General features: G+C 65.0%; 17 protein-coding genes. 12 read left to right on the top strand and 5 right to left on the bottom strand.

The genetic code is table 11. The features are described 5' to 3' along the window. Positions 1–48 precede the first annotated feature (48 nt). Positions 49–930 (top strand): LysR family transcriptional regulator, encoded by an 882-nt coding sequence (locus BM136_RS23110; protein ID WP_092976285.1) that lies wholly within the window; start codon positions 49–51, stop codon positions 928–930. A 1-nt stretch (position 931) separates the two neighbouring features. Here the strand turns inward: BM136_RS23110 and BM136_RS23115 are convergent, their stop codons facing one another. Then, a complete protein-coding gene (locus tag BM136_RS23115; RefSeq protein WP_092976288.1) occupies positions 932–1,861 on the bottom strand; it encodes a sterol desaturase family protein in 930 nt (309 codons plus the stop codon). 105 nt (positions 1,862–1,966) lie between these two features. Continuing rightward, complete coding sequence (locus BM136_RS23120) at positions 1,967–2,404, bottom strand: hypothetical protein (protein WP_092976291.1); 438 nt, start codon at positions 2,402–2,404, stop codon at positions 1,967–1,969. A gap of 224 nt (positions 2,405–2,628) precedes the next feature. On the opposite strand from BM136_RS23120, the gene BM136_RS23125 reads away from it, so the two are divergent. The 4 genes from BM136_RS23125 to BM136_RS23140 all read left to right on the top strand — a co-directional run bounded on the left by BM136_RS23125 (position 2,629) and on the right by BM136_RS23140 (position 7,873). Further along, a complete protein-coding gene (locus BM136_RS23125) occupies positions 2,629–4,431 on the top strand; it encodes a methyl-accepting chemotaxis protein (RefSeq protein WP_092976294.1) in 1,803 nt (600 codons plus the stop codon). A gap of 123 nt (positions 4,432–4,554) precedes the next feature. After that, positions 4,555–5,712 carry an ATP-grasp domain-containing protein gene (locus tag BM136_RS23130; RefSeq protein ID WP_092976297.1) on the top strand — a complete coding sequence of 386 codons (1,158 nt, stop codon included), beginning with the start codon at positions 4,555–4,557 and terminating at the stop codon, positions 5,710–5,712. Beyond that, positions 5,709–6,848: a GNAT family N-acetyltransferase gene (locus tag BM136_RS23135; RefSeq protein ID WP_092976300.1), complete on the top strand. Its 1,140-nt coding sequence runs from the start codon at positions 5,709–5,711 to the stop codon at positions 6,846–6,848. The genes BM136_RS23130 and BM136_RS23135 overlap by 4 nt, the downstream gene beginning before the upstream one ends. Next, positions 6,845–7,873, top strand: a complete 1,029-nt coding sequence (locus BM136_RS23140) for an aromatic ring-hydroxylating oxygenase subunit alpha (RefSeq protein ID WP_092976303.1) — start codon at positions 6,845–6,847, stop codon at positions 7,871–7,873. Before BM136_RS23135 ends, BM136_RS23140 begins: the two co-directional genes overlap by 4 nt. Before the next feature lie 12 nt (positions 7,874–7,885). Here BM136_RS23140 and BM136_RS23145 read toward each other — a convergent pair whose 3' ends face one another. Then, on the bottom strand, positions 7,886–8,233 hold the full coding sequence (locus tag BM136_RS23145) for a GFA family protein (protein ID WP_092976306.1): 348 nt from the start codon (positions 8,231–8,233) through the stop codon (positions 7,886–7,888). A gap of 203 nt (positions 8,234–8,436) precedes the next feature. Between BM136_RS23145 and BM136_RS23150 the strand changes: the two genes are divergently transcribed. The 7 genes from BM136_RS23150 (at position 8,437) to BM136_RS23190 (ending at position 21,507) form a co-directional block, all read left to right on the top strand. Beyond that, positions 8,437–8,916, top strand: a complete 480-nt coding sequence (locus BM136_RS23150; RefSeq protein WP_092976309.1) for a cupin domain-containing protein — start codon at positions 8,437–8,439, stop codon at positions 8,914–8,916. A 94-nt stretch (positions 8,917–9,010) separates the two neighbouring features. Then, complete coding sequence (hemE, locus tag BM136_RS23155; RefSeq protein WP_092976312.1) at positions 9,011–10,105, top strand: uroporphyrinogen decarboxylase; 1,095 nt, start codon at positions 9,011–9,013, stop codon at positions 10,103–10,105. Positions 10,106–10,694: 589 nt separating this feature from the next. After that, a complete protein-coding gene (locus BM136_RS23160; protein ID WP_092976340.1) occupies positions 10,695–12,992 on the top strand; it encodes a primosomal protein N' in 2,298 nt (765 codons plus the stop codon). Between the two features lie 706 nt (positions 12,993–13,698). After that, entirely contained in the window at positions 13,699–17,670 is a 3,972-nt protein-coding gene (gene putA, locus BM136_RS23175; RefSeq protein ID WP_092976315.1) for a trifunctional transcriptional regulator/proline dehydrogenase/L-glutamate gamma-semialdehyde dehydrogenase, read from the top strand. 130 nt (positions 17,671–17,800) lie between these two features. Continuing rightward, positions 17,801–18,946: a branched-chain amino acid ABC transporter substrate-binding protein gene (locus tag BM136_RS23180; protein WP_092976317.1), complete on the top strand. Its 1,146-nt coding sequence runs from the start codon at positions 17,801–17,803 to the stop codon at positions 18,944–18,946. Between the two features lie 198 nt (positions 18,947–19,144). Then, on the top strand, positions 19,145–20,368 hold the full coding sequence (locus BM136_RS23185; protein WP_092976320.1) for a cation:proton antiporter: 1,224 nt from the start codon (positions 19,145–19,147) through the stop codon (positions 20,366–20,368). A 5-nt stretch (positions 20,369–20,373) separates the two neighbouring features. Next, entirely contained in the window at positions 20,374–21,507 is a 1,134-nt protein-coding gene (locus tag BM136_RS23190) for a YbdK family carboxylate-amine ligase (RefSeq protein ID WP_092976323.1), read from the top strand. A 15-nt stretch (positions 21,508–21,522) separates the two neighbouring features. Here the strand turns inward: BM136_RS23190 and BM136_RS23195 are convergent, their stop codons facing one another. After that, on the bottom strand, positions 21,523–22,038 hold the full coding sequence (locus tag BM136_RS23195; RefSeq protein WP_092976326.1) for a GNAT family N-acetyltransferase: 516 nt from the start codon (positions 22,036–22,038) through the stop codon (positions 21,523–21,525). Between the two features lie 14 nt (positions 22,039–22,052). Next, on the bottom strand, positions 22,053–24,107 hold the full coding sequence (locus BM136_RS23200) for an OPT family oligopeptide transporter (RefSeq protein ID WP_092976329.1): 2,055 nt from the start codon (positions 24,105–24,107) through the stop codon (positions 22,053–22,055). Positions 24,108–24,711: the final 604 nt, after the last annotated feature.

The raw sequence follows: 24,711 nt of genomic DNA on the forward strand, positions 1-24,711 counted from the left end.
CACTGTAGGATTGCGCCGTTGCCAATGAAATAGGCGAAGAAGCAAATCATGCTTGCACAGACGCAATACAGACTAAGCGCGGCAGACCTTGAGATCGTGCTGGCGATGGTGCGCACGGGCACGCTGGCAGCGGCGGGCGAGCGGCTTGGCGTGGATGCGTCCACCGTGTTCCGGTCATTGCAGCGCATTGAGCGCGGGCTGGGCGCCACGCTGTTTGCGCGTTCGCGTACGGGCTATCTGGCAGGCGATTTGGCGCACGCGCTGGCGGAACAGGCGGAGCAGGTGGAGTCGGCGCTCGAGGCCGCGCGATCGGCGGTGCACGCGGTGCCGGATCAGGTGTCGGGCACGGTGCGCATCACCACCACGGACACGATCTTGGTCGGCATGGTCGCGCCCGCGTTGAAGGCGCTGCAGGCCGAGCATCCGAATCTGAGTTACGACCTTCGTGTGAGCAACGAGCTGGCCAGCCTGACGCGGCGCGATGCCGACATTGCCGTGCGGGCCACACGGCGTCCGCCGCAGCATCTGGTGGGAAAGCACATCGGGTCGATTCGCGTGGGGCTGTACGCCGGGCGCACGAGCGGCATCACCTACGCCGATGTCGAAGCCGGCCGAACGCCGTGGCTCGCGATTGACGACGCCATTCCGGATCACCCATCAGTCAGTTGGCGCAAGCGGCATTTCCCCAAAGTCATGCCCACGTACTTCGTCAACAGCCTGCAGATCGCGGCCGAGATGGTCGGCATGGGCATGGGCGTCGGGATCCTGCCCGTGGTGATGGCACAGGAACGCCGCGATCTGGTGACATTGCGGGATCTGCAAGATGCCAATCAATCAGAGCTATGGCTGCTGACGCATCCGGAATCGCGCCATCTGCGGCGGATTGCCGTGGTGTATGGGCACTTGGCGCAGATGCTGCGTTTGCCGTAGTTCAGTTGGCAGCAATGGCCGCGGCGATCGGCTGGTCTTCGGGAATGAGCACGGCGCGGCGGCGCAGATCCTCCGTCGTTTCGCCATTGCCATCGGGCCGCCAGCCTGGTGGGCGGAACAGATATCCAAGCACTTCGCTGGCTGAGCGCGCAGTCTTCAGGTCTTGCCACAGCCCGCGCCAATGTGCGAATTCGATCACCAGCAGGTTGTATGTGCGCATCGGGTGCACGAGACCGTAGCGGCAGGGCACGTCCTTGCGCTCAGGGATGTACGTGCCGAACAGCCGGTCGAACACGATCAGCACGCCGCCGTAGTTGCCATCCAGGTATTCGAGGTTGGATGCGTGATGCACGCGATGTGCCGAGGGGGTGTTCAGTACCCATTCCAGGGGCCCAAGGCGGGGGATCCACGTGGCGTGAATCCAGAACTGGTACAGCAGATTGAGTGACAGCAGCATCAGCACGATGCGCGGAGGCATGCCCAGCAACGGCGCCAGCGCAAAGAAGGCGAGGGTACCGGTCAACCGTCCCGTCCAGCCGAAGCGGTAGGCGGCCGAGAGGTTCAGATCATTCGGCGAATGGTGGATGGCGTGCGTACACCAGAACCAGCGCACCCGGTGCGCGGCGCGGTGGTACCAGTAGTAGCAGAACTCCTGGCCGAGAAAGCACGCAACCCAGCCCGTCCAGTGATCCATCGGAAGCGTCCAGAGACGATGCTGGTAGACCCATTCCAGGCCTTGCGTCCAGAACGCCAGCGGCAGCAGCCAGCGCAGTGGGTACTCGCGTACCAGGAAATCCACCACCGACACGCCGGCGGCCTTCCAGTCGTAGTTGGTCCAGCCGTTTCGCAAGGACAGCACGACAGCCTCGGCCAGTGACGACACCAGCACGAGCACGACGGCAATCTTCAGGATGGTGAACAGCACGGCCATGGCGCTGGGCTCCCGGCTCCGTAGGAATGCCAGCGACGGTACTGCAAACGGTGCCGGGGCGGCAATTGGGGCCGACGCGCGGGCGTCTTACAACGTATTCACGATTCACCGCCCCCAGGTGTTGTTGCGGTTGTGCAGAAAGATGTGCACGCCCCCGCTCTTGTCTTGTGCCACGCCCGCGCTGCCCCAGAGGTAACGCGTCAGGCCGCCCGGGTCCTTGCCGAGTTTGCTGGCGATCCAGCGGCGGTGGCGTTCTTCCACGACGCCGATGTCATCGTACGAAACCGGCTGCGCCAGCTCAACGAATACGCTGACCAAAGCATCGGCCTCAAACCGCAGGCTGACGGTCACGGGCGTGGTGTCGTCCAGCGCCGCCACTGTCGCGAATTGGCAGGGGACGTCTTTTCCCTCAACGCTTACGGACCGCACAGGCCCGACTGCAAAGCGCGAGGGCAGGGCATCGGCTGTTGTTTGCGGCGTGATGCGGATGTCAGCGAACCGGATGTCTCCGGTGGCGGGGTCGATATGGAAGGCGTCGTGCATGGGCTTCGGTTTGAAGGGAGTGGATTGCCTGGGCAATCACATGATGAGTTTCCTTTTATAGCAGCCATCCCCCCCGTGGGGGCGGGCTTTGCCGCCTCAAGTTCGCCTGCGCGGTGCCGTAGCAGCTTGGGTGGCCCCCGACAGCCAGCAGTCGGTTCTGGAGGGCGCTGCGGCAAATACCGTACGCAGTCAGATTCATGGAAAACGTTTGGCCTAGAAGAATCATGATCTCCTCTCTCCGCACCCGAATTCTCCTCATCTCATCGGCCACCGTGGTCGGTGCCCTCGCGCTGTCCGGCGCAGCCACGTATTCCATCGTGCGTTCGAACACGATGGAATCGATCGATCAGAACCTCGCAGCCATTGCCAGCGGCAACACGCTCGCCATCGACAAATGGGTCGCGGCGAAGGCGCAGGCCGTAAAGGCCACCGCCGGCGTGATCGAGCACGGAGACCCGCAAGGCTTCGGCAAGCACATGGGCGACGCCAACGGCTTCCCCATCATCACGATCGGCTGGACTGACAAGAGCTTCATCTCGACCAGCGCCACCACGCCCAAGGACTACGACCCGACCGGCCGCCCCTGGTACAAGCAAGCCCTTGCCGCAGGCCAACTGCTCGTCACCAAGCCCTACGGCGACGTGTCGACCGGCGTGCCGTACGTTTCATTTGCTGCGCCGCTCGTCAAGAACGGCGAAACCACCGGCGCGCTCTCCGGTGCCGTGCCGCTGGATGGCGTGCGCGAGGTGGTGGCAGCGGTACACCCGACACCGTCGAGCCTCGCCTTTGTGGTCGCCAAGGATGGCCAGGTGATCGCCCACCCCGATGCAAAATTGATGCTCAAGCCGGCCACCGACGTGGCGGCCTCGCTCACCGTCGATACGCTGGCCAACCTGGCCAAAGCCACCACGCCGCTGGAGGTCGACCTGGCTGGTGCACCGAAACTGCTCAAGGCGCAGGCCGTGCAGGGCACCGACTGGTATCTCGTGATTGCGCTGGACAAGGCCGAGGCCACCGCCGGTTTGCGCAACGTCGTCAAGGCGCTGGCCGTGGCCATGGTGCTGCTGACACTGGCTGCCGTGGGCATCGCCGCGTTCTTCACGTCGCAGTCGTTCCGCCGCCTCTCGGAGGTGCGTGATGCGATGGACACCATCGGCTCCGGCGGTGGCGACCTCACGCACCGCCTGCCCGTGGTCGGCAACGATGAGGTCGCGCAGATCAGTGCCTCGTTCAACACGTTCATCGACAAGATCGGCGAAGTGCTGCTGGACGTGCGCGCCAGCGTCGACAGCATGAAGTCCGCCACCGGCGAGATCGAAGCGGGCAACCGTGATCTGTCCAACCGCACCGAAGTCTCGGCCAGCAACTTGCAGGAAACCTCTGCCGCGTTGACCGAACTGACGACCAGCGTGAAGAACTCCGCCGATGCGGCCGTGCAGGCCACACGCCTGGCCAGCGACGCCAGCGATGCCGCCACGCGCGGTGGCGACGTGGTCTCCAGCGCGGTCAGCACGATGGACGAGATCGCCAAATCGTCGGCGCGCATTACCGAAATCATCGGCGTGATCGACAGCATTGCGTTCCAGACCAACATCCTGGCGCTGAACGCCGCGGTGGAAGCCGCCCGTGCCGGCGAGAACGGCCGCGGCTTTGCCGTGGTGGCCGGCGAGGTGCGCACACTGGCGCAGCGCAGCGCCACGGCCGCCCGCGAGATCAAAGACCTGATCCAGGCATCGGAAGCCAGCGTGAAGACCGGCGCGCAACGCGTGCAGGCCGCCGGCGCAACGATGCAGGAAATCGTGCAGGGCATCGAGCGTGTCGCCCGCATCATTGGCGAGATCGACGGCGCGATGCACGAGCAGAGCACCGGAATCAGCCAGATCGATCGCAGCGTCGCCGAGATGGACCAGGCCACGCAGCAGAACGCCGCGCTGGTGGAGCAGTCGACGGCTGCATCGTCGATGCTCAACGAGCAAGCGCAGGGCTTGGCACGCACGGTCGGGCTGTTCAAGCTGCGTAGCGCCTGACGCGCCGTACCCCTCTTCACCGCGCCCGGGCCTGGTGCTCCTTTGCCTAGAATGGAGCCCCGGCAACTTCCCCCGCGCCTCTTGCCTCCGGCGGACGTTGCCTGACCTCAACGCTCCGCCGGTATGCCCAATGTGCTGATCCTCGGTGGCCGCGCGCCGGTGGCGCTCGACCACGCCCGCCGCTTTGCCCACCAGGGGTGGACGGTCTGCATTGCCGACAGCATTCCGTGCCAGATCAGCGGCGCCTCCAGAGCGGTCGCGGCCACGTTTCGCATTGCATCGCCGCGCCATGCGCCTGCGCAGTTCGCGGCGGACCTTGCACGCATCGTGAACGAACGGTCCATCAATCTGGTGGTGCCGACCTGCGAGGAAGTCTTTTTCGTATCGCGCTATCGGCATCACTTGCCTAGCCACGTGCGGGTGCTGGCTGAAGACTTTGACAAGCTGCGCGCGGTGCACAGCAAATGGACGTTCCTTGAACTTGCGCAGGATTGCGGTGCAGATGTGCCGGTCTCCGCGCGGGTGCGCACGTTGGCCGAAGCGCGCGCCTGGGCAGGCGGGCGCCCGGTCGTGCTCAAGCCGGAGTTCTCGCGCTTTGGCGTGCATGTGCGCCTGTATCGCAACGGCATTCCCGACGACGCACCGCCGCTGGCCGACCTGGGCGCGTGGGTGGTGCAGAGCTTGGTGGCGGGGCAGGAATTCTGCTCGTACAGCGTGGCCGATCGCGGCCGACTCGTAGCCCATGCGCTGTATCGCCCAGACTGGCGCATGTCGACCAGCGCGAGTTTCTACTTCGCGCCTGCGCGCATCGACGCGGTACGCGGCTTTGTCGCCAACTTCGCGCGCAAGCTGGACTTCACGGGGCAGCTCTCGTTCGACTGGATCCAGCAGGCCGATGGCCGCGTGAGCCCGCTCGAATGCAACCCGCGCGCGACCAGCGGCTGCCACCTGTTCGGCCTTGACGATGCTCTGCCCGCCGCGCTGGCCGGCACGCTCGACGGTTGCATCGAACCGTCGCCCGGTGTGCCGCGCATGGCGGCTGCGGTGATGGCATCGGCGGGGCTGTGCGATGCGGTGCGTCACGGCAGGCTGCACCAATGGGGCCAGGACTGGCGTGCCGCCACCGACGTCATCGCCACGCCGGGCGACCGCGGCCCACTGTGGGGCGGCGTGTGCGATCTCGCCGCCTATGCGCGCATGGCGATCGCGCAGCGTTGCAACATGCGCGAAGCTGCCACGCAAGACATCGAGTGGGACGGCCAGGAGCTACCCGAGGTATGAATGCGCCCGGCGCCGTGCCGCATGCATGCTTTGCCGACAAGGCGGGCGCGTTCCTGCACGTGCATCGCGGGCAGGCGTCGCTGCCGTTCGTCGCCAATCTGGTGACGCAGGTCGACGTGGTGGAGGCCGGCAGTTTGCCGCTGCCGGTAACGATCAACGGCAGTGAGGATCGCGCCGGTCATGCCGAGAATGCCTGGGTCTGCTCGCCCGTCACCACGTATGGCCGCTATGCAGCGGAAGAGTCCGAGCGGTTGATGCCGCGTATGCTGCGGCCGCTCTTGCGCGGTGCGATCGGTCTGGCCGATGCATGGATGCGGCATGCGCAACTGGACCGGGCGGTGGCCGTCAACAACTGGCTCGTCAGCACGAACCTGTATCCATCGGCAGGGGCGTTCGATCTGGACGCGCTGGTGCGTACGTGCCGCGACCGGTGGCCCGGCCGTGCGATCTGGCTGCGTTCGCTCAACACGATCCAGCATGCCGACTGGCTGCGCGCCACCACGGCCGCTGGCTTCGATTTGATCCCCACGCGGCAGGTCTATCTGTTCCAGCACCTGCAACGTTCGTCGCGCGCGTCGGAGCTGCGTCGTGACCTGCGGCGCGACCTCAAGCTGCTCGGCTCGACACCGCTGACGTTCGTGTCGCACGACGCCTTTACCGATGCCGATTTCGCGCAGGCCGAGCGGCTGTATGCGCAGCTCTATCTCGACAAGTATTCCGCGCTGAACCCGCGCTATACGGCAGCGTTTCTGCGTGCTTGGCATGCGGCAGGATTGCTCGAGTGCGCGGGCTTTCGCGATGCGCAGGGCGTGCTGCGCGCGGTGGTCGGCGTGTTTGGGCAAGGGCCGTTGCTGACGGCGCCCATCGTCGGATACGACACGACGTGGCCGCAGCAGGCAGCGCTGTATCGCCTGCTGATGGCGCACGTGCTGCGCCTGACCATCACGCGCGATGCCGAACTGAACCTGAGCGCCGGCGCTGCCCACTTCAAGCGCCTGCGCGGCGGCGTGCCGGCCATTGAGATGAGCGCCGTGTACTGCCGGCATCTGCCGCCCGCCACGCGCCGTGCCATCGCCGTGCTGCGCGCCCTCACAACCCGGATCGGCGTGCCGATCATGCAACGCTTTCAGTTATGACTGCCTGGAACGCCACGCTGCTGCGAGGTTGGTATCCCGTTGCCGAAGCGCACCGCCTGCGCGACAAGCCAACGCGCGTGACGGTATTTGGCCGCGCGGTGGTGCTTGCGCGGTTGCCCTCGGGCGGCCTGCTTGCGCTTGATGACCGCTGCCCGCATCGGCATGTGCCGTTGTCCGATGGGCAGCTCGTCGGCGAGACACTGCAGTGCAAGTACCACGGCTGGACGTTCGGCGCCGACGGCCGCTGCACTGCCATGCCGGGCATGTGCCCGGGCGCCGCTGTGCCCGCCGTGCAAGTGCACGCGTGGCAGGCGTTCGAGCACGACGGGCTGATCTGGATGAGCGCGCGGGCGCCAGGTGAAGCTGCCTCTGCCGCGTTGCCGGCGTTCCTGAATCGCTTGAAGGCCGGCAGCCGGCGCTTTCTGTGGAGCACGCTGTGGCAGGCCCGCCCGGCCGATGCGCTGGAGAATTTTCTGGACCCGCTGCATACGCATCTCGTCCACCCGGGCCTCGTGCGCAGCCATGGCGGGCGCCAGCCTATGACGGTGACCGTCACCCAGTCGGCAGATGGCTTGCAGGTGGACTACACCGGCCAGGCGCAGCAAAGCGGTCTGCTGTACCGCCTGTTCGAATCGCCCCGCAGGATGGAGCGCGCGCATTTCGGTATCGCTGCGCCTGCTACCGCCCAGCTCGAATACCGCTACGCCAACGGCAGCGCGCTGTATTTCACGCTGCACTTCACGCCCGAAGACGAGATGCGCACGCGCCTGTTTGCCACGCTGCATGTGGAAAACCGCTGGGCGCCTGCCTGGGCCGTGCGCTGGTTCGTCTGGCCGTTCCTGTATCGCGTGGCGGAGCAGGACCGCCGCGTGGTTGAGGCGCAGGCTGCCAACAGCGCGCGCTTTGGCCGCCAGGACGGCATTTCCACCGAACTCGATCTCGTGCGGCCCATGCTGGACGCGGTGTGGATGCCCAGCGGCAAGCCTGTGGAGCCGGGCGAGCAGGTGATGCAGATGTGGCTGTAGCGCGCCGTGCCGTTACATTGACCGTCCGTCGAAGTGGGTGACCGGCACGCTGGCCAGATCGATGTCTTCCAGGCAGCGCACGTTGACGGCAATCATCGGTGTGCCGTCGGGCATGACGCCTTCGGCATACGGATGAATGCCGCACGTCGGGCAGAAGCGGTGTTTGATCACATGCTTGCGGAAGAGATAGGTGCTGGCGTTATCTTCCGGCGTAAGCAGCCGCACCTTGTCACGCGCCACGAACCACAGCAGCGAGCCCTTGCGCTGGCAGATCGAGCAGTTGCACGCCATGGCGTTTTCCGGATGGCCTTCCACTTCGAACGCGACGTTGCCGCAGTGGCAGCTTCCCTTGTGTGTCATGCCGGTCTCCTTGGTATGAGTAGTTTGTGGGGGCTTGGCGCCGTCCACTATAGGCGAGCCGGTCGGCGCACGACGTCTGCTTTCTCAGGAGTCGCCCTAGGTCTCTGCCTCCGTGCAGCGATGCGACAATCGCCGCGAGTCGACCACACGAACGCCCCACGGACCGCCGCGCCTTGACGGCGACCGCGTCAAGAGGAGCCATCATGCACCGCCATCGTCTTGTTGCTGTGATTCGGGCGGTTTCTGCCGCCGCCATCTTCGCCGGCAGCGCCGGCGCGTTTGCGCAAGCGTCGGAACCGGCGGCGATTCCCCCCTCGGCGCCACCGCTCTCGGCGCAGATCATCAACATGGGCGGCATGACCCCGGACGAGATCGGCCCCGTCATCGCCGAGATGGGTACGCTGCGCACGAAGACCCTGGTGACGGCGGCCAACGGCACGGTCGGCATCCAGGTGGGCACCGTGGCCAAGCACACGCATACGTACTCGGACGAGATCCAGTACGTGATGTCGGGTACGGCCACCGTCTGGCTCGACAACGGGTCGCGCGAAGTCCGGGCGGGCGATCTGATCGTGATTCCGCGCGGTGTGGTGCACGGAACGCTGACCACCAGCACGGATTTCAAGGCGATGGCGATCAAGCTGCCGCCGCAGCGCGCGGGCGATACGCACAAGGTGCCGTGATATCTGCGCCGTGATCTGCGGGATGTTGGCCTGGGTCAGGGCGGGATAAAAACACCATCCCTTACAATGGCGCCCTCCTCAAGAGTCCATCGCCATGTCCGCCCCGCTCGCCAACGACACCTTCCTGCGCGCCCTGCGCCGCCAGCCCACCGACTACACGCCGCTGTGGCTAATGCGCCAGGCGGGCCGCTATCTGCCCGAGTACAACGCCACGCGCGCGCGGGCCGGCAGCTTTCTCGGCCTGGCCAAGTCGCCGGCATATGCGACGGAAGTGACGCTGCAGCCGCTGGATCGCTATCCGCTGGACGCGGCGATTCTGTTCTCCGACATCCTGACCGTGCCCGATGCCATGGGCCTGGGCCTGTCGTTCGCGCAGGGCGAGGGCCCGCGCTTCGCCAAGCCGGTGCGCACGGAGTCCGATGTGGCGGCGCTGTCCGTGCCGGACATGTCGTCGCTGCAATACGTGTTCGACGCCGTGGCGGAAATCCGCCGGGCGCTCGTGCAGGACGGCCGCCAGCGTGTGCCGCTCATCGGCTTCTCGGGCAGCCCGTGGACGCTCGCCTGCTACATGGTGGAAGGCGGTGGCTCCGACGATTTCCGCACCGTCAAGTCGATGCTCTACGCGCGCCCGGACCTGATGCACCGCATCCTGGAGATCAACGCGCAGGCTGTGATCGACTATCTGAACGCACAGATTGAGGCCGGTGCCCAGGCTGTGCAGGTGTTCGATACCTGGGGCGGGGCGCTGGCCGATGGCATCTACCAGGAGTTTTCGCTGGCTTACATGGCGCGCGTGGTGAAGGGTATTCGCCCGGGGGCCGACGGCCAGCGCGTGCCGGTCATCCTGTTCACCAAGGGCGGTGGCCTGTGGCTCGAAGCCATGGCCGAGACCGGTGCCGACGCGCTGGGCGTCGACTGGACCGTCAACCTGCAGCTTGCTCGCCAGCGAACGGCAGGGCGCGTCGCTCTACAGGGCAACCTTGACCCGACGGTGCTGTTTGCCGAACCCGACGCGATTCGCGCCCAAGTGCGCCGCGTGCTGGAAGACTACGCAGCCAGCGGCAACAGCGACGGCCACATCTTCAACCTCGGCCACGGTATCTCGCAGTTCACGCCGCCCGAAGCCGTGTCAGTGCTGGTGGACGAGGTGCACAGCTTCAGCCGCGCCCTGCGCACGAAAGCGAAGTAACACGTGTGAGATCAATGTTGCGGTGCGATAGCGTTTGAATTGGGCCGCGGTAGTGCGTGAAGCCGAGGGCACGGGTGGAATCTTCGCCGCTTTGGTGCAATAAGGGTGAGTGACTACTCGCGTGCGGGTGGCCCCATCTGGCCCGAGAGGGGTGTCAAGCGATTTATTTCGCGCTTTCTGGTGCGTACCAGCCTGTCAAGACTTGACTTATGCACAAAGCTGTCGCGGCTGGTTCTTTCCGCGGCGCAACAGGGGTGGCAGTGTGCATCCAACGCATAAGTGTTTGATTTTTCTGAAAGAAAGCCGCGTGCGCGTAAATCGTGCAAGCTAGAAAAACGGTGAATCCATTGGCCTTGGTGGGCGCGGAAGGCGACTTTTCAACAAAGTTATCCACAGGCTGTGTGGATAGCCCGGAAAACGGTCGCCGATCAGGGCGCCAGGGCGCAAACCTCAAGTAACACTTGAACATTGAGCCGGCCACGACAATGGCTGTGAAGGCAAGGTGAGATGGGCAAGACGCATTTCCCAGGTGCAGGATCCGCCGCTGCATCGCAACATTCCCTTTGCAATTCAACCGTTTGCGCTTTGCATGACCACCGCCCAAGTCGACGCTGCGTTCTCTGATCCCAAGGCGTCGACCGCCATCGTGCGCGTGGTGATCGATACGCCGCTCGATGCGGTGTTCGACTACCGGTGCGGGTCGCCTGTGCTTCCCGGGCACCTTGTGGTCGTGCCGTTCGGCAATCGTCGTGTGGTGGCGTTGGTGGTCGAAACTGCCGCGACCACCGATGTGCCGCAAGAGAAACTGCGCGATGTCGAGCGTGTGCTCGACTGGGTACCGCCGCTCGACGGCGAATGGCGTGCTCTGGCCGAATTTGCAGCTGGCTATTACCACCGTGCCCTCGGCGAGGTGACGTTGCCGGCACTGCCGCCGCTCTGGCGCACGCCCGGCAGCTGGGACAACCTCGCACGCCAAGCCAACGAAACCGTCTACGTGATGTTCGAGCCGGCACGGGCCGCGTTGCTGGACAGCATTCCGAAACGTGCGTCCGGCGCCATGCGCTTGGCCGAAGCGCTGACCGGCGATGGCGAGCTGTCCACCAGCGCTGCCGTCGAACTGCACGGGCAAGCCGTCGCTAAGCTGCGGGATTGGGCAGCCGTTGGCTGGCTGCGCGCAGAACTGCGGCCGAAGGCGCTGTTGCCGCAACCGCTCGAATTGCCAGCACCGTCCGTGGCACCCGCCCTGAACGATGAACAGGCCGCCGCCGTGGCGGCCATTGCCCAAGCGGGCGCGGCCGGCACGTTCAGCCCATTCCTGCTTTACGGCGTTACGGGCAGCGGCAAGACCGAGGTCTACCTGCACGCCATCGCCGACGCCCTGGCGCGGGACCCGACCGCGCAGGTGCTGATGCTGGTGCCCGAGATCAACCTGACACCGCAACTGGAAGCACGCATTGCGGCGCGTTTTCCCGGGGTGCCGATGGCGGCGCTGCACAGCGGCCTGGCCGAACAGCCGCGCGCGCTGAACTGGCTCGCAGCGCATCGCGGCGAGGCCCGCATCGTGCTCGGCACGCGGCTGGCGATGTTGGCGTCGCTGCCCAACCTCGCGCTCATCCTCGTCGACGAAGAGCACGACACGTCGTACAAGCAGCAAGAAGGGTTGCGCTATTCCGCACGCGACCTGGCGCTATGGCGTGCCAAGCAACGCAACATCCCTGTCGTGCTGGGCTCGGCCACGCCGTCGCTGGAAACCTGGTGGCGCGCGGAGCAGGGCCCCACCACGCGCCTGACGCTCTCGCAACGTGCGCAGGCTGAAGCGGTGCTGCCGAGCGTATCGCTGATCGACTTGAATCTGGAGCGCCGCGCTGGGCGTGAGATTCGCGATGGGCTGTCCAAACCGCTCGTCGATGCAATTGCCGATCGCCTGGCGCGCGGCGAACAGAGCCTGCTGTTTCTCAACCGCCGTGGCTACGCGCCCGTGCTCTCGTGCGACGCGTGTGGCTGGCTCTCGGGCTGCCCGCGTTGCTCGGCGTACCTGGTGCTGCACAAGCCCGAACGGCGCCTGCGCTGCCACCACTGCGGGTATGAATCCCGCATCCCGCATCACTGCCCCGACTGCGGCAACGTCGACATCGCCCCGCTTGGGCGCGGTACACAACGCATCGAAGAGACGCTCGGCGAGCTGTTCCCGCAGGCCCGCGTCGCCCGCATCGACGCCGATTCCACTCGCCGCAAAGGCAGCGCCGAAGCACTGTTCGACACCGTGCACGAAGGCAGCGTCGACATCCTGATCGGCACGCAGATGGTCGCCAAGGGGCATGACTTTCAGCGCGTGACGCTGGTGGGCGTGGTCGCGCCGGACTCTTCACTGTTCTCGCACGATTTCCGCGCTGGGGAGCATCTCTTTGCCTCGCTGATGCAGGTGGCAGGCCGGGCGGGCCGGGCTGGCTTGGCCGGGGAGGTGCTGATTCAGACCCGGTATCCGGATGCCCCCGCGCTGCAGGCGCTGGTTCGGCACGACTACGGCGGATTTGCGCGGCAATTGCTGCGCGAACGCAAACAAGCCGGGTTGCCGCCGTTTGCCTATCAGGCGCTGCTGACCACCGAGCACAAGGAAGTGGCGCGCGCGCTGGAGTTTTTGGGCACTGCGCGTTCTGCGGGTGAATCCTTGGCGGCCGAATTGGGTGCGCCGGTGTTTTTGCATGATCCGGTGCCGATGACGATGGTGCGGCTGGCTAACCGCGAACGCGCGCAGTTGCTGGTGGAGTCGGCTTCTCGGGCGGCTTTGCAGAAGTTCTTGACCGCATGGACCGAGGGGTTTGCTGGGATCGGCAAGACTGTGAAGGGGGTGCGGTGGCAGTTGGAGATTGATCCTTTGAGGATTTGAGGCTTGGTGGTCCATCCCCCCTTTCGTTCCCTGCCGGGACCGACTCACTTTTCTTTGTCTTGCCAAAGAAAAGTAAGCAAAAGAAAGGCGCGCCCGAGATGGCGACCCACTCCTTGAATTTTCGTAACCGGGCGGAGGCGGGGAAAACTCGCTGCGCTCAGACAGTTCCCCGCCTTTTTTCCGCCCGCTTACGAAAATTCAAGGCGCCATCAAGGGCTCAACGTCAAAAGAGAAAGGCCAACCCATCGCGCGGTTGGCCTTGTCGTTTGGGTCAGCGCCCAGATGGTTCGGCTTTTGTCCTTTGACTTTCCTGCCCTAGATGGCGCCTTGAATTTCTGTTGCAGGGAGGAAAAGGAGGGGAGGCTGTCTGAGCGCAGCGAGTTTGCCTCCCCTCCCTCCCTGCGACATAAATTCAAGGAATCCTTCGCCATCTCGGGCGCGCATTTCTTTGCTTACTTTCTTTGGGCAAGACCAAAGAAAGTGAGTCAGCCCCGGTAGGGGATGAAACAGGGGATGCGCCAAAAACAAAAAAACAAGCCCACAAATCGACCCCAAGCATCTCCAACATCACCTGCGGTTGCACCCCAATCTACCCATTTCGAACCAAGGGGTTTCACTAGGTTGCACCTTCAAGATCGCCAGGCGTATGATCCGCCCAATTTGCCGGCCACAAGCTAGGCAATGGCAGCTCTGGATAGGAACCCACATGGCTACAACCACCCTCGGGGTCAAGCTGGACGATGCTTCGCGTGAACGCCTCAAGCGCGTTGCGCAGTCCATTGACCGCACGCCGCACTGGCTGATCAAGCAGGCGATCTTCACGTATCTGGACCAAGTGGAGCGGGGGCAGCTGCCAACTGACGCAAACGGCACGGCGGCGGATGGCCTCCCGTCCGCCGCCGCAGCCGTCTCGGACGTGCACGAGGGTGACGAACCCGCGGTGCAACCGTTCCTCGAATTCGCACAAAGCGTGCAACCGCAATCGGTCTTGCGCGCTGCCATCACCGCCGCTTATCGCCGGCCGGAAACCGAAGCGATTCCGATGTTGCTGGAGCAGGCCCGTCTGCCGGGCGCGCTCGCCTCGGAAGCCAAGCAGCTGGCCCGCGATCTGGCCGGCAAGCTGCGCACGCAAAAGGTCGGCAGCGGCCGCGAAGGTCTGGTGCAGGGCCTGATCCAGGAATTCTCGCTGTCGAGCCAGGAAGGCGTGGCGCTGATGTGCCTGGCCGAGGCGCTGCTGCGCATTCCCGACAAGGCCACGCGCGACGCATTGATCCGCGACAAGATCAGCAACGGCAACTGGTATTCGCATGTCGGCCAGAGCCCGTCGCTGTTTGTGAATGCCGCCACCTGGGGCCTGTTGCTCACGGGCAAGCTGGTCGCCACGCATAACGAAGCGGGGCTGTCCAAGGCGCTCACGCGCATCATCGGCAAGAGCGGCGAGCCGCTGATCCGCAAGGGCGTGGACATGGCGATGCGCCTGATGGGCGAGCAGTTCGTCACTGGCGAAACCATTTCCGAAGCGCTGGCCAACGCGCGCAAGTTCGAGGCCGAAGGCTTCCGCTACTCCTACGACATGCTCGGCGAGGCCGCGATGACGGAGGAAGACGCGCAGCGCTACCTCGCGTCGTACGAGCAGGCCATCCGCGCGATCGGCCAGGCGTCGGGCGGGCGCGGCATCTACGAAGGGCCGGGCATCTCGATCAAGCTGTCGGCGCTGCATCCGCGCTACTCGCGCGCGCAGTACGACCGCACCATCAACGAGCTGTACCCGCGCGTGAAGGCGCTGGCGACGCTGGCCCGCGAATACGACATCGGCATCAACATCGATGCGGAAGAGGCCGACCGCCTGGAGCTGTCGCTCGACCTGCTGGAGCGCCTGTGCTTTGCGCCCGAGCTGGCCGGCTGGAACGGCATCGGCTTCGTGGTGCAGGGCTATCAGAAACGCTGCCCGTTCGTGCTCGACTACATCATCGATCTGGCCCGCCGCAGCAAGCACCGCCTGATGATCCGCCTGGTGAAGGGCGCGTATTGGGACAGCGAAGTCAAGCGCGCCCAGGTCGACGGCCTGGAGGGCTACCCGGTCTACACGCGCAAGGTCTATACCGACGTGTCGTACCTGGCCTGCGCACGCAAGCTGCTGGCCGCGCCGGAAGCGATCTTCCCGCAGTTCGCCACGCACAATGCGCACACACTGGCGGCCATTTACCACATGGCCGGTCAGAACTATTACCCCGGTCAATACGAATTCCAGTGCCTGCACGGCATGGGCGAGCCGCTGTACGAGCAGGTCGTTGGCAACAAGCTGGGCAAGCTGAACCGCCCGTGCCGCATCTACGCGCCGGTCGGCACGCATGAAACGCTGCTGGCCTACCTCGTGCGCCGTCTGCTGGAAAACGGCGCCAACACCTCGTTCGTGAACCGCATTGCGGACGAGTCGATTCCTCTGGACGACCTCGTCGCCGACCCGGTGGCGGTGGTGGAAAAGATGCATGCCGATGAAGGGACGCTCGGCCTGCCGCATCCGAAGATTCCGCTGCCGCGCGCCCTTTACGGTGACGTTCGCGCAAACTCGTCGGGCATTGACCTGGCGAACGAGCAGCGCCTGGCGTCGTTGTCGTCCGCCCTTCTTGCCGGTACCAGCACCGTCTGGACGGCCCAGCCGACTATTGGCGATGCGCCATACGCTGGCGGCACACCGCAACCGGTGCGCAATCCGTCGGACCTGCGCGATATCGTCGGCCATGTGACGGAAGCCACCGAAGCCGACGTGGATGCCGCGCTGTCGGCCGCCACCGCCGCCGCCCCGATCTGGCAAGCCACGCCTCCGGAAGCGCGTGCTGCGCTGCTCGACCGCGCCGCCGACCTGATGGAAGGCGAGATGCAGCACCTGATGGGGCTGATCATTCGCGAGGCGGGCAAGACGCTGTCGAACGCCATCGCCGAAGTGCGCGAAGCCGTCGATTTCCTGCGCTATTACGCGGCGCAAGTGCGCGGTGGGTTCTCGAACGACACGCACCGCCCGCTGGGCCCGGTGGTCTGTATCAGCCCTTGGAACTTCCCGCTGGCAATCTTCACCGGCCAGGTGAGCGCAGCGCTTGCTGCAGGCAACCCGGTCCTGGCCAAGCCCGCTGAGCAGACCCCGTTGATCGCCGCTCAGGCCGTGCGCATCCTGCGCGAAGCCGGCGTGCCGGCCGGTGCCGTGCAACTGCTGCCGGGCCGTGGCGAGACCGTCGGCGCCGCGCTTGTGAAGGACATGCGCACCAAGGGCGTGATGTTTACCGGCTCGACTGAAGTCGCGCGCATCCTGCAGCGCACGCTGGCCGGCCGCCTGGACGCCAACGGCGCGCCGATTCCGCTGATTGCGGAGACGGGCGGCCAGAACGCGATGATCGTGGATTCGTCCGCGCTGGCCGAGCAGGTGGTGGCGGATGTGCTGTCGTCTGCGTTTGATTCGGCAGGCCAGCGTTGCTCGGCGCTGCGCGTGCTGTGCCTGCAGGATGACGTGGCCGACCGCGTGCTTGCGATGCTCAAGGGCGGCATGGCCGAACTGGCGATGGGCAATCCGGATCGCCTCGCCACCGATGTCGGCCCGGTGATCGACGCCGAAGCGCGCGACAACATCGTCGGCCACATCGAAGCGATGCGGGCCAAGGGTCGCCGCGTGCATCAGGCGCCTGTGCCGGCCGCTTGCGCGCACGGTACCTTCGTGCCTCCCACCGTCATCGAACTCGACAGCCTGTCGGACCTGACGCGCGAGATCTTCGGCCCTGTGCTGCACGTGGTGCGCTGGAAACGCTTCGGTGACAACGCCGGCCTGACCAAGCTGATCGAGCAGATCAATGGCACGGGCTACGGCCTGACGCTGGGCATCCATACGCGTATCGACGAAACCATCGCGCACGTGGTGGACCGCGCGCACGTGGGCAACCTGTATGTGAACCGCAATATCGTCGGCGCCGTGGTGGGCGTGCAGCCGTTCGGCGGTGAAGGCCTGTCGGGCACGGGCCCGAAGGCCGGCGGTCCGCTGTATCTGCTGCGTTTGCTGTCGACGTGCCCGCAGGACGGCATGCGCACTGCGCTGGAACTGACCGCTGGCGCCGGCACAGAAATCGACACCGATGCGCGCCGCGCGCTGCTGGCGCCGTTCGATGCGCTGACGGACTGGGCACGCAAGCAGTCGTCTGAGCTGGCATCGCTGTGCGAACGCCTGGCTGCGGCGTCGGCCACGGGCGCCACGGCCACGCTGCCGGGCCCGACGGGCGAGCGCAACACCTACACGCTGCTGCCGCGCGAAGCGGTGCTGTGCGTGGCGGCAGACCCGGCCGATTGGCTGCGCCAGTTGGCGGCTGTGCTGGCCGTGGGCAGCGTGGCCGTTGTGCAGGAAAACCCTGCCATCGAAGCGGTACTTCGGGGCTTGCCGGCGGCAGTACAATCGCGCGTCCGTGTGGTCGGGTCGACCGACGAAGCGGCATTTGATGCGGTGCTGCACCACGGCGATTCGGACCATCTGCGCGCCATTTGCGAAGGACTGGCACGACGTGCCGGCCCGATCGTCGGCGTGCAAGGCCTGCCGCATGGCGGGGAAGGGCTGGCGCTGGAGCGCCTGCTGATCGAGCGTTCGCTGTCGGTCAATACGGCCGCCGCGGGTGGCAACGCCAGCCTGATGACCATCGGCTGACGGGGAGCACGAGCAGGATTCGCGGTTCCATTCGCACGACGGGTGCGGATGGGATGCGAAGCGGGAGGAGGGCGACGGTGATCCCGTCGCGCTATTGATCCAAATTGCGTTTGAACTAGGAGACGCACAAATGAAATTGAAGCAACTGTGTCTGGCGGCGGCGCTGTGCGCGCTGGCGGGTGGGGCAACGACGGCGGCATCGGCCCAAGAAGTCATCAAGCTGGGCTACGCCGGCCCGATGACCGGTCCTCAAGCCCAGTACGGCAAGGACATGCAGAACGGCCTGACGCTGGCTGTGGAAGAGTTCAACGCCACCAAGCCGAAGATCGCCGGCAAGGAAGTCAAGTTCCAGCTGATCTCGGAAGACGACCAGGCTGACCCGAAGACCGGCACCACCGTCGCACAGAAGCTTGTGGACAGCGGCATCAAGGGCATGCTCGGCCACTTCAACTCGGGTACGACCATCCCGGCCTCGCGCATCTACAACAACGCCGGTATCGCAGAAATCGCGATGGCAACGGCACCGGAATACACGAAGCAAGGCTACAAGACGACGTTCCGCATGATGACTTCCGACACCCAGCAGGGTTCGGTGGTCGGCACGTACGCAGTCAAGAAGCTGGGCTACAAGAACATCGCCATCGTTGATGACCGCACCGCTTACGGCCAAGGTCTGGCAGACGAGTTCGAGAAGGCCGCCAAGGCTGCGGGCGCCACCATCGTGCGTCGCGAGTTCACCAACGACAAGGCCAGCGACTTCAAGTCGATCCTCACGCAGATCAAGGGCAAGAAGCCTGACGCCGTGTTCTACGGCGGCGCGGAAGGCCAATCGGCTCCGCTGGTCAAGCAGATGCGCGAACTGGGCATGAAGTCCACGCTGATGTCGGGCGAAATGTCCAAGACCGACGACTTCATCAAGCTGGCTGGCGCGCAATCGGCCGAAGGCGTGGTGTGCTCGCTGGCCGGTCTGCCGCTGGAACAAATGCCGGGCGGTGCTGGCTACAAGGCCCGCTATGAGAAGCGCTTCGGCACGCCGGTGCAGACGTACTCGCCGTACGCCTACGACGGCGCGATGGCCCTGATGCAAGCCATGGTGAAGGCCGGCTCGTCGGACCCGAGCAAGTACCTGCCGATTCTGGCCGCGACCAATATGCAAGGCGTGACCGCCAAGCATTACGCCTACGACGACAAGGGCGACCTCAAGGACGGCGGTATCACCGTCTACAAGGTCACCGGCGGCAAGTGGACGCCGCTGGAAAGCGTCGGCGGTAAGTAATCCGACCGGCTCTCAGCCATTCGCAGTATGAAAACCGCCCTCCGGGGCGGTTTTTCTTTGCTGGTGGCCAACGTCTCCAAACGCAGAGTTGTCGCCTTCTGCATTCAACACCATCGATCTATTGTTAAATATCGTGTAACACGGGTCTAACGCGTGTCAGTGCTTGGCTGACTTTCCCAAGTGGGTGCTTCGGGTACCATGTCGCCCATGACAGGACTTCACGATCTCTTCCCTTCGTGGCCGCCCGAACCCGGCGGTCTTTTCTGGGTCGGGCTGGCGCTGGTCGGTGCGGCGTTGTGCGGCGAGTTTGCGCGTGCGGCGCTCAAGCTGCCGCGCATCGTCGGCTACGCGGCAGCGGGGCTGGTGGCCGGCGTGCTGGGCCGCCCGCTCATCGATGCCGACATGCTCGACCAGACCCACATCCTGATCGAGATGGCGCTGGCGTTGGCGCTGTTCGAACTGGGTCACCGGTTGTCGTTCGAGTGGCTGCGTGCCAATCGTTGGCTGTTGCTGACCAGTGGCTTCGAGAGCCTGCTGACCTGGGGCCTCGTCACCTGGGTGCTGCAGCTGTTTGGCGTGGCGACGCCGGTGGCGGTGGCCGCAGGCGCCATCGCCGTGGCCACGTCCCCCACGGTGCTGCTGCAACTGAAGAACGAGCTGCGCGCCGAAGGCCAGGTGACGGAGCGGTTGCTCTCGCTGGGCGCGCTCAACAGCATCTACGCCAGCGTGCTGGTGCCGCTTACCGCGGGCTGGCTGCACAGCGAATACGGCCATTGGGCGGCGGCGCTGCTCCATCCGCTGTACCTGCTGGCAGGTTCCGTGCTCCTTGCGTGGGTGGTCGGCAAAGTGGGACATGCGTTGTATCACCGCATGGCGGGTGACGATCATTACGCATTCCTGGTGCTGGTGGGCCTGGTGCTGTTTGCGCTGGCGATGGCGAAGCTCCTCAAGCTGTCGGTGCCGCTCACGTTGCTGCTGGCAGGCGTGGTGTTCAAGCACCAGGACGATCACCCCCGCGTGTGGCCATCGCATTTCGGCAGCGCGGGCAGCATCTTGATTGTGGTGATGATCGTGTCGCTTGGCTTGCCGCTCAAGGCGTCGGACTGGGTGATCGGCGGTGTGGCGGCGGTGGCGCTGGTGCTCTCGCGCTTCATCGCCAAACTGGCGGCCACGACGGCGCTGGGCTCGTTCTCGGGCCTGTCGATGCGGCAGAGCATCGCGCTGGGCCTGGCGCTTGGGCCCATGTCGGGACTGTCATGGTTGTTGATGCACGATACGGCGGCGCTGTATCCACAAACCGGCGGGCCGCTGGCGGCCATCATTCTGTGCACGCTGGCGATCCAACAGATTGCCGCGCCGATCCTGACCGCGCGTTCGCTGCGCTGGGCAGGTGAGGTGCGACAAGACGAAGGGAGGCACTGAGCCCCATGTCCCTCGAACCGTTCTCGAAATCCGAAGCCCTGACGTTTGGCGTCGAGCTGGAACTGCAGCTCGTCAATCGCCATGACTACGACCTCGCCTCTGCGTCGCCAGACTTGCTGCGCATGCTCAAGGGCAAGGAATACCCCGGCGACATCAAACCGGAGATCACCGATTCGATGATCGAGATCTCCACCGGCATCTGCCACAGCCACGATGAAGCGCTCTGGCAATTGCGCGAGATGCGCGACCGCATGGCCGAGGCCGCCACGGCGCTGAACATCGGCATCTGCGGCGGCGGCACGCACCCGTTCCAGCAGTGGAGCCAGCGCCAGATTTCGCAATCGCCGCGCTACCAGTACATCTCGGATCTGTACGGTTACCTCGCCAAGCAGTTCACCGTGTTCGGGCAGCACGTGCATATTGGCTGCCCGAATCCGGACGATGCGCTGTACCTGCTGCACGCCATGTCGCGCTACGTGCCGCACTTCATTGCGCTGGCCGCGTCGTCGCCGTTCGTGCAGGGCGTGGATACGGGGTTTGCTTCCGCGCGGATGAACTCGGTCAGCGCCTTCCCGATGTCGGGCCGCGCGCCGTTCGTGCTGACGTGGGATGCCTTCATTGCGTACTTCGACAAGATGCACGCCACCGGCGTGATCGAGAGCATGAAGGACTTCTACTGGGACATCCGCCCCAAGCCCGAATTCGGCACGATCGAAGTCCGCGTGATGGATACCCCGCTGACTGTTGAACGCGCCGCCGCCATCGCCGCCTATATCCAGGCGCTGGGCCGCTGGCTGCTGCTCGATCGCCCGTTCATGCCCGTGGAAGACGATTACCTCGTCTACACCTTCAACCGCTTCCAGGCATGCCGCTTTGGGTTGGCCGGCGAATACGTCGACCCGGCCACGGGCAACCGCGGCGCGTTGGCCGATCACATCCTGGAAACGAGCAAGGTGCTGTCCGCACACGCCGAAGCGCTGTCGTCCGAAGGCGCGCTCGACATGGTGCGGGAGGTGGTGGAGGGGCGCGATGCGGATGCTGAATGGATCCGCGCGGCGCAACGTGAAACCCGCAACCTGCACGAGACCGTGCGACGCGGCTGCGGGCGTTGGACGCAGGCGGCAACGCAGCCCGCCTGACGCATCGAGGAACGGTCAGTCGTTGCGGACCGTTCTGGGCGCTTCAAGCCAGCGCTGCATGAACACGAGGTCGAGCCACTTGCCGTGCTTGATGGCGGCCTCGGGCATGCGGCCCACTTCCTTGAAGCCGAGCTTTTCGTGCAGGCGGATCGAACCTGCATTGGCGCCGTCGATGGCGCCCACCATCAGGTGCTTGCCCAGCGCTGCGGCACGCTCGCAGAGCGCTTCGACCAGCAGGCTGCCCAGCCCCTTGCCGCGCCAGTCGCGATGGATATGCACCGAGTGCTCGACGGTGGTGCGAAAGCCCGGGTACGGCCGGAAATCCCCAAACGATGCAACGCCTGCCACCTGCCCGCCATCATCGGCCACCAGCACCGGATACCCCTGCGTGGCACGCAAGGCCAGCCACGCGGTGCGGTCTTCCAGCGTGACCGGCGTTTCGGTGTAGATCGCGTTGGAGGTGGCGATCACGTCGTTGTAGATGGCGAGGATGGCCGGCAGGTCGGCCTCCGTTGCGTCGCGGAGCAGCATATTGTGTGAGGGCATCAATGAGTCGGACGCACCGCCAGTACGCGGCGCGCGAAGGCCCAGCATACCAAGGCGAACACGATCAGCCCAAGCCATTGCGCCGTGCCTTCAAACGACGCACCGACGATCGCCAGCGGCGCATCCTTGCCCGTGCCGCCGATGATGGCTGCCATCAATACGCCGACCAGACTTTCGCCCACGATCAGGCCCGACGCCAGCAGCACGCCGTGGCGGTTCGGCACCTCGGCATAGCGCTCGTACGGCACGCCGGCTGCCTGCGCACGCTTGGCAAGAATCTTTTCGATGACCCACGCCAGCACCGCGCCGGTCACCAGCACTGTGCTGATCGTCGGCGGCAGGTAGATGCCGATGCCCACCGCCAGCACCGGCAGACGGGCGACACCGCCACGCTGCTTGAGCGCCCAGTCGACGGCGATCAGGAGCACACCGATGACGATGCCCGCAATCACCATGTTCCATTCCAACTGGTGCGTGAAGATGCCGGTGGCAATGGCCGTCATGAGCGTCGCCTGCGGGGCGGAAAGCGCCTGCGCCGCGTCCATACCGGCACGCGGCAGCGCGCCCGGGAAGCCATACGCGTTGTACAGCAGTTCCAGCACCGGCGAGATGACCGCCGCGCCCGCCACGCAGCCGATCAGCAGCGCCACCTGCTGGCGCCATGGCGTGGCGCCGACCAACCAGCCCGTCTTCAGATCCTGCAGGTTGTCATTGGAGATGGTCGCCACGGCCACCACGGCTGAGGTTGTGAAGATTGCCAGCGCAATGCCCAGCTTGCTCGCTTCGGGCGAACCCACGATGCCGTTGTCCGCGCCGATGGCCAACAGCAGCAGCGACACCAAGGTGATGGCGATGATGCCAATGCCCGAAATCGGGCTCGACGACGAACCGATCAGCCCGGCCATGTAGCCGCACGCCGCTGCCACCAGAAAGCCGAACACCACCGCAAAGATCACCGCGCAGGTGATCAGCGTCCAGCGCGAGCCGGCCGACAGCATGGTCGGCGCCAGGAACGCAGCAAAGGTGATCACCAGCACCACGACCATGGCCAGCGTGACCAGCAGAATCCAGCGTGGCGCCATGTCCTGCTCGGTGCGCTGCGCGCCATCGGCCTTCGGGCGCAGGCTGCCGAACGAGCGCTTCACGCCGTGCACCACCGGGCCGATCAGGGTGCCCAGCGTCCACACGGCCGCCACCGCGATCACGCCGGCGCCGATAAAGCGCACCTGCGTGCGCCACACATCCGTGCCGAACGCAGAGAGCGCCTTGCCCGCCGGCATCGGCGTGATGGAGGTCAGATACGGCACGGCGATGCCCCAGGCGATCACTAGGCCCACCAGCATGGCCAGCCCGGCCACTAGGCCGATCAGGTAGCCCGCGCCCAGCAGCGCCGTCGAAAAGCCCATTGGCAAGCGCACTACCGCGGCACCCGCTGCGAACCACCAGCTAGCCCCTTCGCCCAGCAGGCGCAGGCCACTGGTTGCAAACGCCACGATGGCCGCGACAATGCCACCAGCAGCGAGATCGCGCATGCCGGTCGCGGCGGGCACCGCCTCGCCATCGTCGGCGTCTTCGCCGTCAGCAGATTGGCCACTGCCCACGCGGAGGATTTCCGCCGCTGCCACGCCTTCGGGATAGGGCAGGTCGCTCTGCACCACCATCGCATGGCGCAGCGGAATCGTGAACACCACGCCGAGCATACCGCCCGCCATGCACACTCCAAACGTTTGCCAGAACGGAAAACCTTGCCAGTGCCCAATCATCACCAGGCCGGGCAGGATAAAGATGATGGAAGACAGCGTCCCGGCCGCAGACGCCTGCGTCTGCACCATGTTGTTCTCGAGGATGTTCGTGCCGCCGAGCATACGCAGCACCGCCATGGAAATGACCGCTGCCGGAATCGCCGAAGAGAACGTCAGGCCGACCTTCAGGCCGAGGTACACGTTTGAAGCTGTAAAGATCACGGTGATGATCGCACCGAGGATCATGCCGCGTAGCGTCAGCTCTGGCAGGATCGCTGCCGGAATGTGCTTGGGAGGATGGAGGGATTGCATCCTGCGGATCTCCAAAGAGGGTTCTTGTGGCGCGGATTATAGGAGTGGATGGGGGCGGGGGCTCGGTGGATTTTTTTGGTGCGTCCTCTAGATTTTTTGTTTGTGGTCCGCCCCCCTTTCGTTCCCTGCCGGGACCGACTCACTTTTCTTTGTCTTGCCAAAGAAAAGTAAGCAAAAGAAAGGCGCGCCCGAGATGGCGACTTCCCCTTGAATTTGTGTGACCGGGCGGAGAGGGAGGCAAACTCGCTGCGCTCAGACAGGCCTCCCTCTTTTTTCCGCCCACTCACAAAAATTCAAGGCGCCATCAAGGGCCTAACGTCAAAAGAAAAAGGCCAACCCATCGCGTGGTTGGCCTTGTCGTTTGGGCTTGCACTGAGATGGTTCGGCCTTTGACTTTCCTGCCCTAGATGGGGCCTTCAATTTTTGTAAGCGGGCGGAAAAAAGGCGGGGAACTGTCTGAGCGCAGCGAGTTTTCCCCGCCTCCGCCCGGTTACGGAAATTGAAGGAGTCTTTCGCCATCTCGGGCGCGCATTTCTTTGCTTACTTTCTTTGGGCAAGACCAAAGAAAGTGAGTCAGCCCCGGCAGGGGATGAAACAAGGGATG

The organism is Ralstonia sp. NFACC01 (assembly GCF_900115545.1).
Classification (GTDB): Bacteria; Pseudomonadota; Gammaproteobacteria; order Burkholderiales; family Burkholderiaceae; genus Ralstonia; species Ralstonia mojiangensis.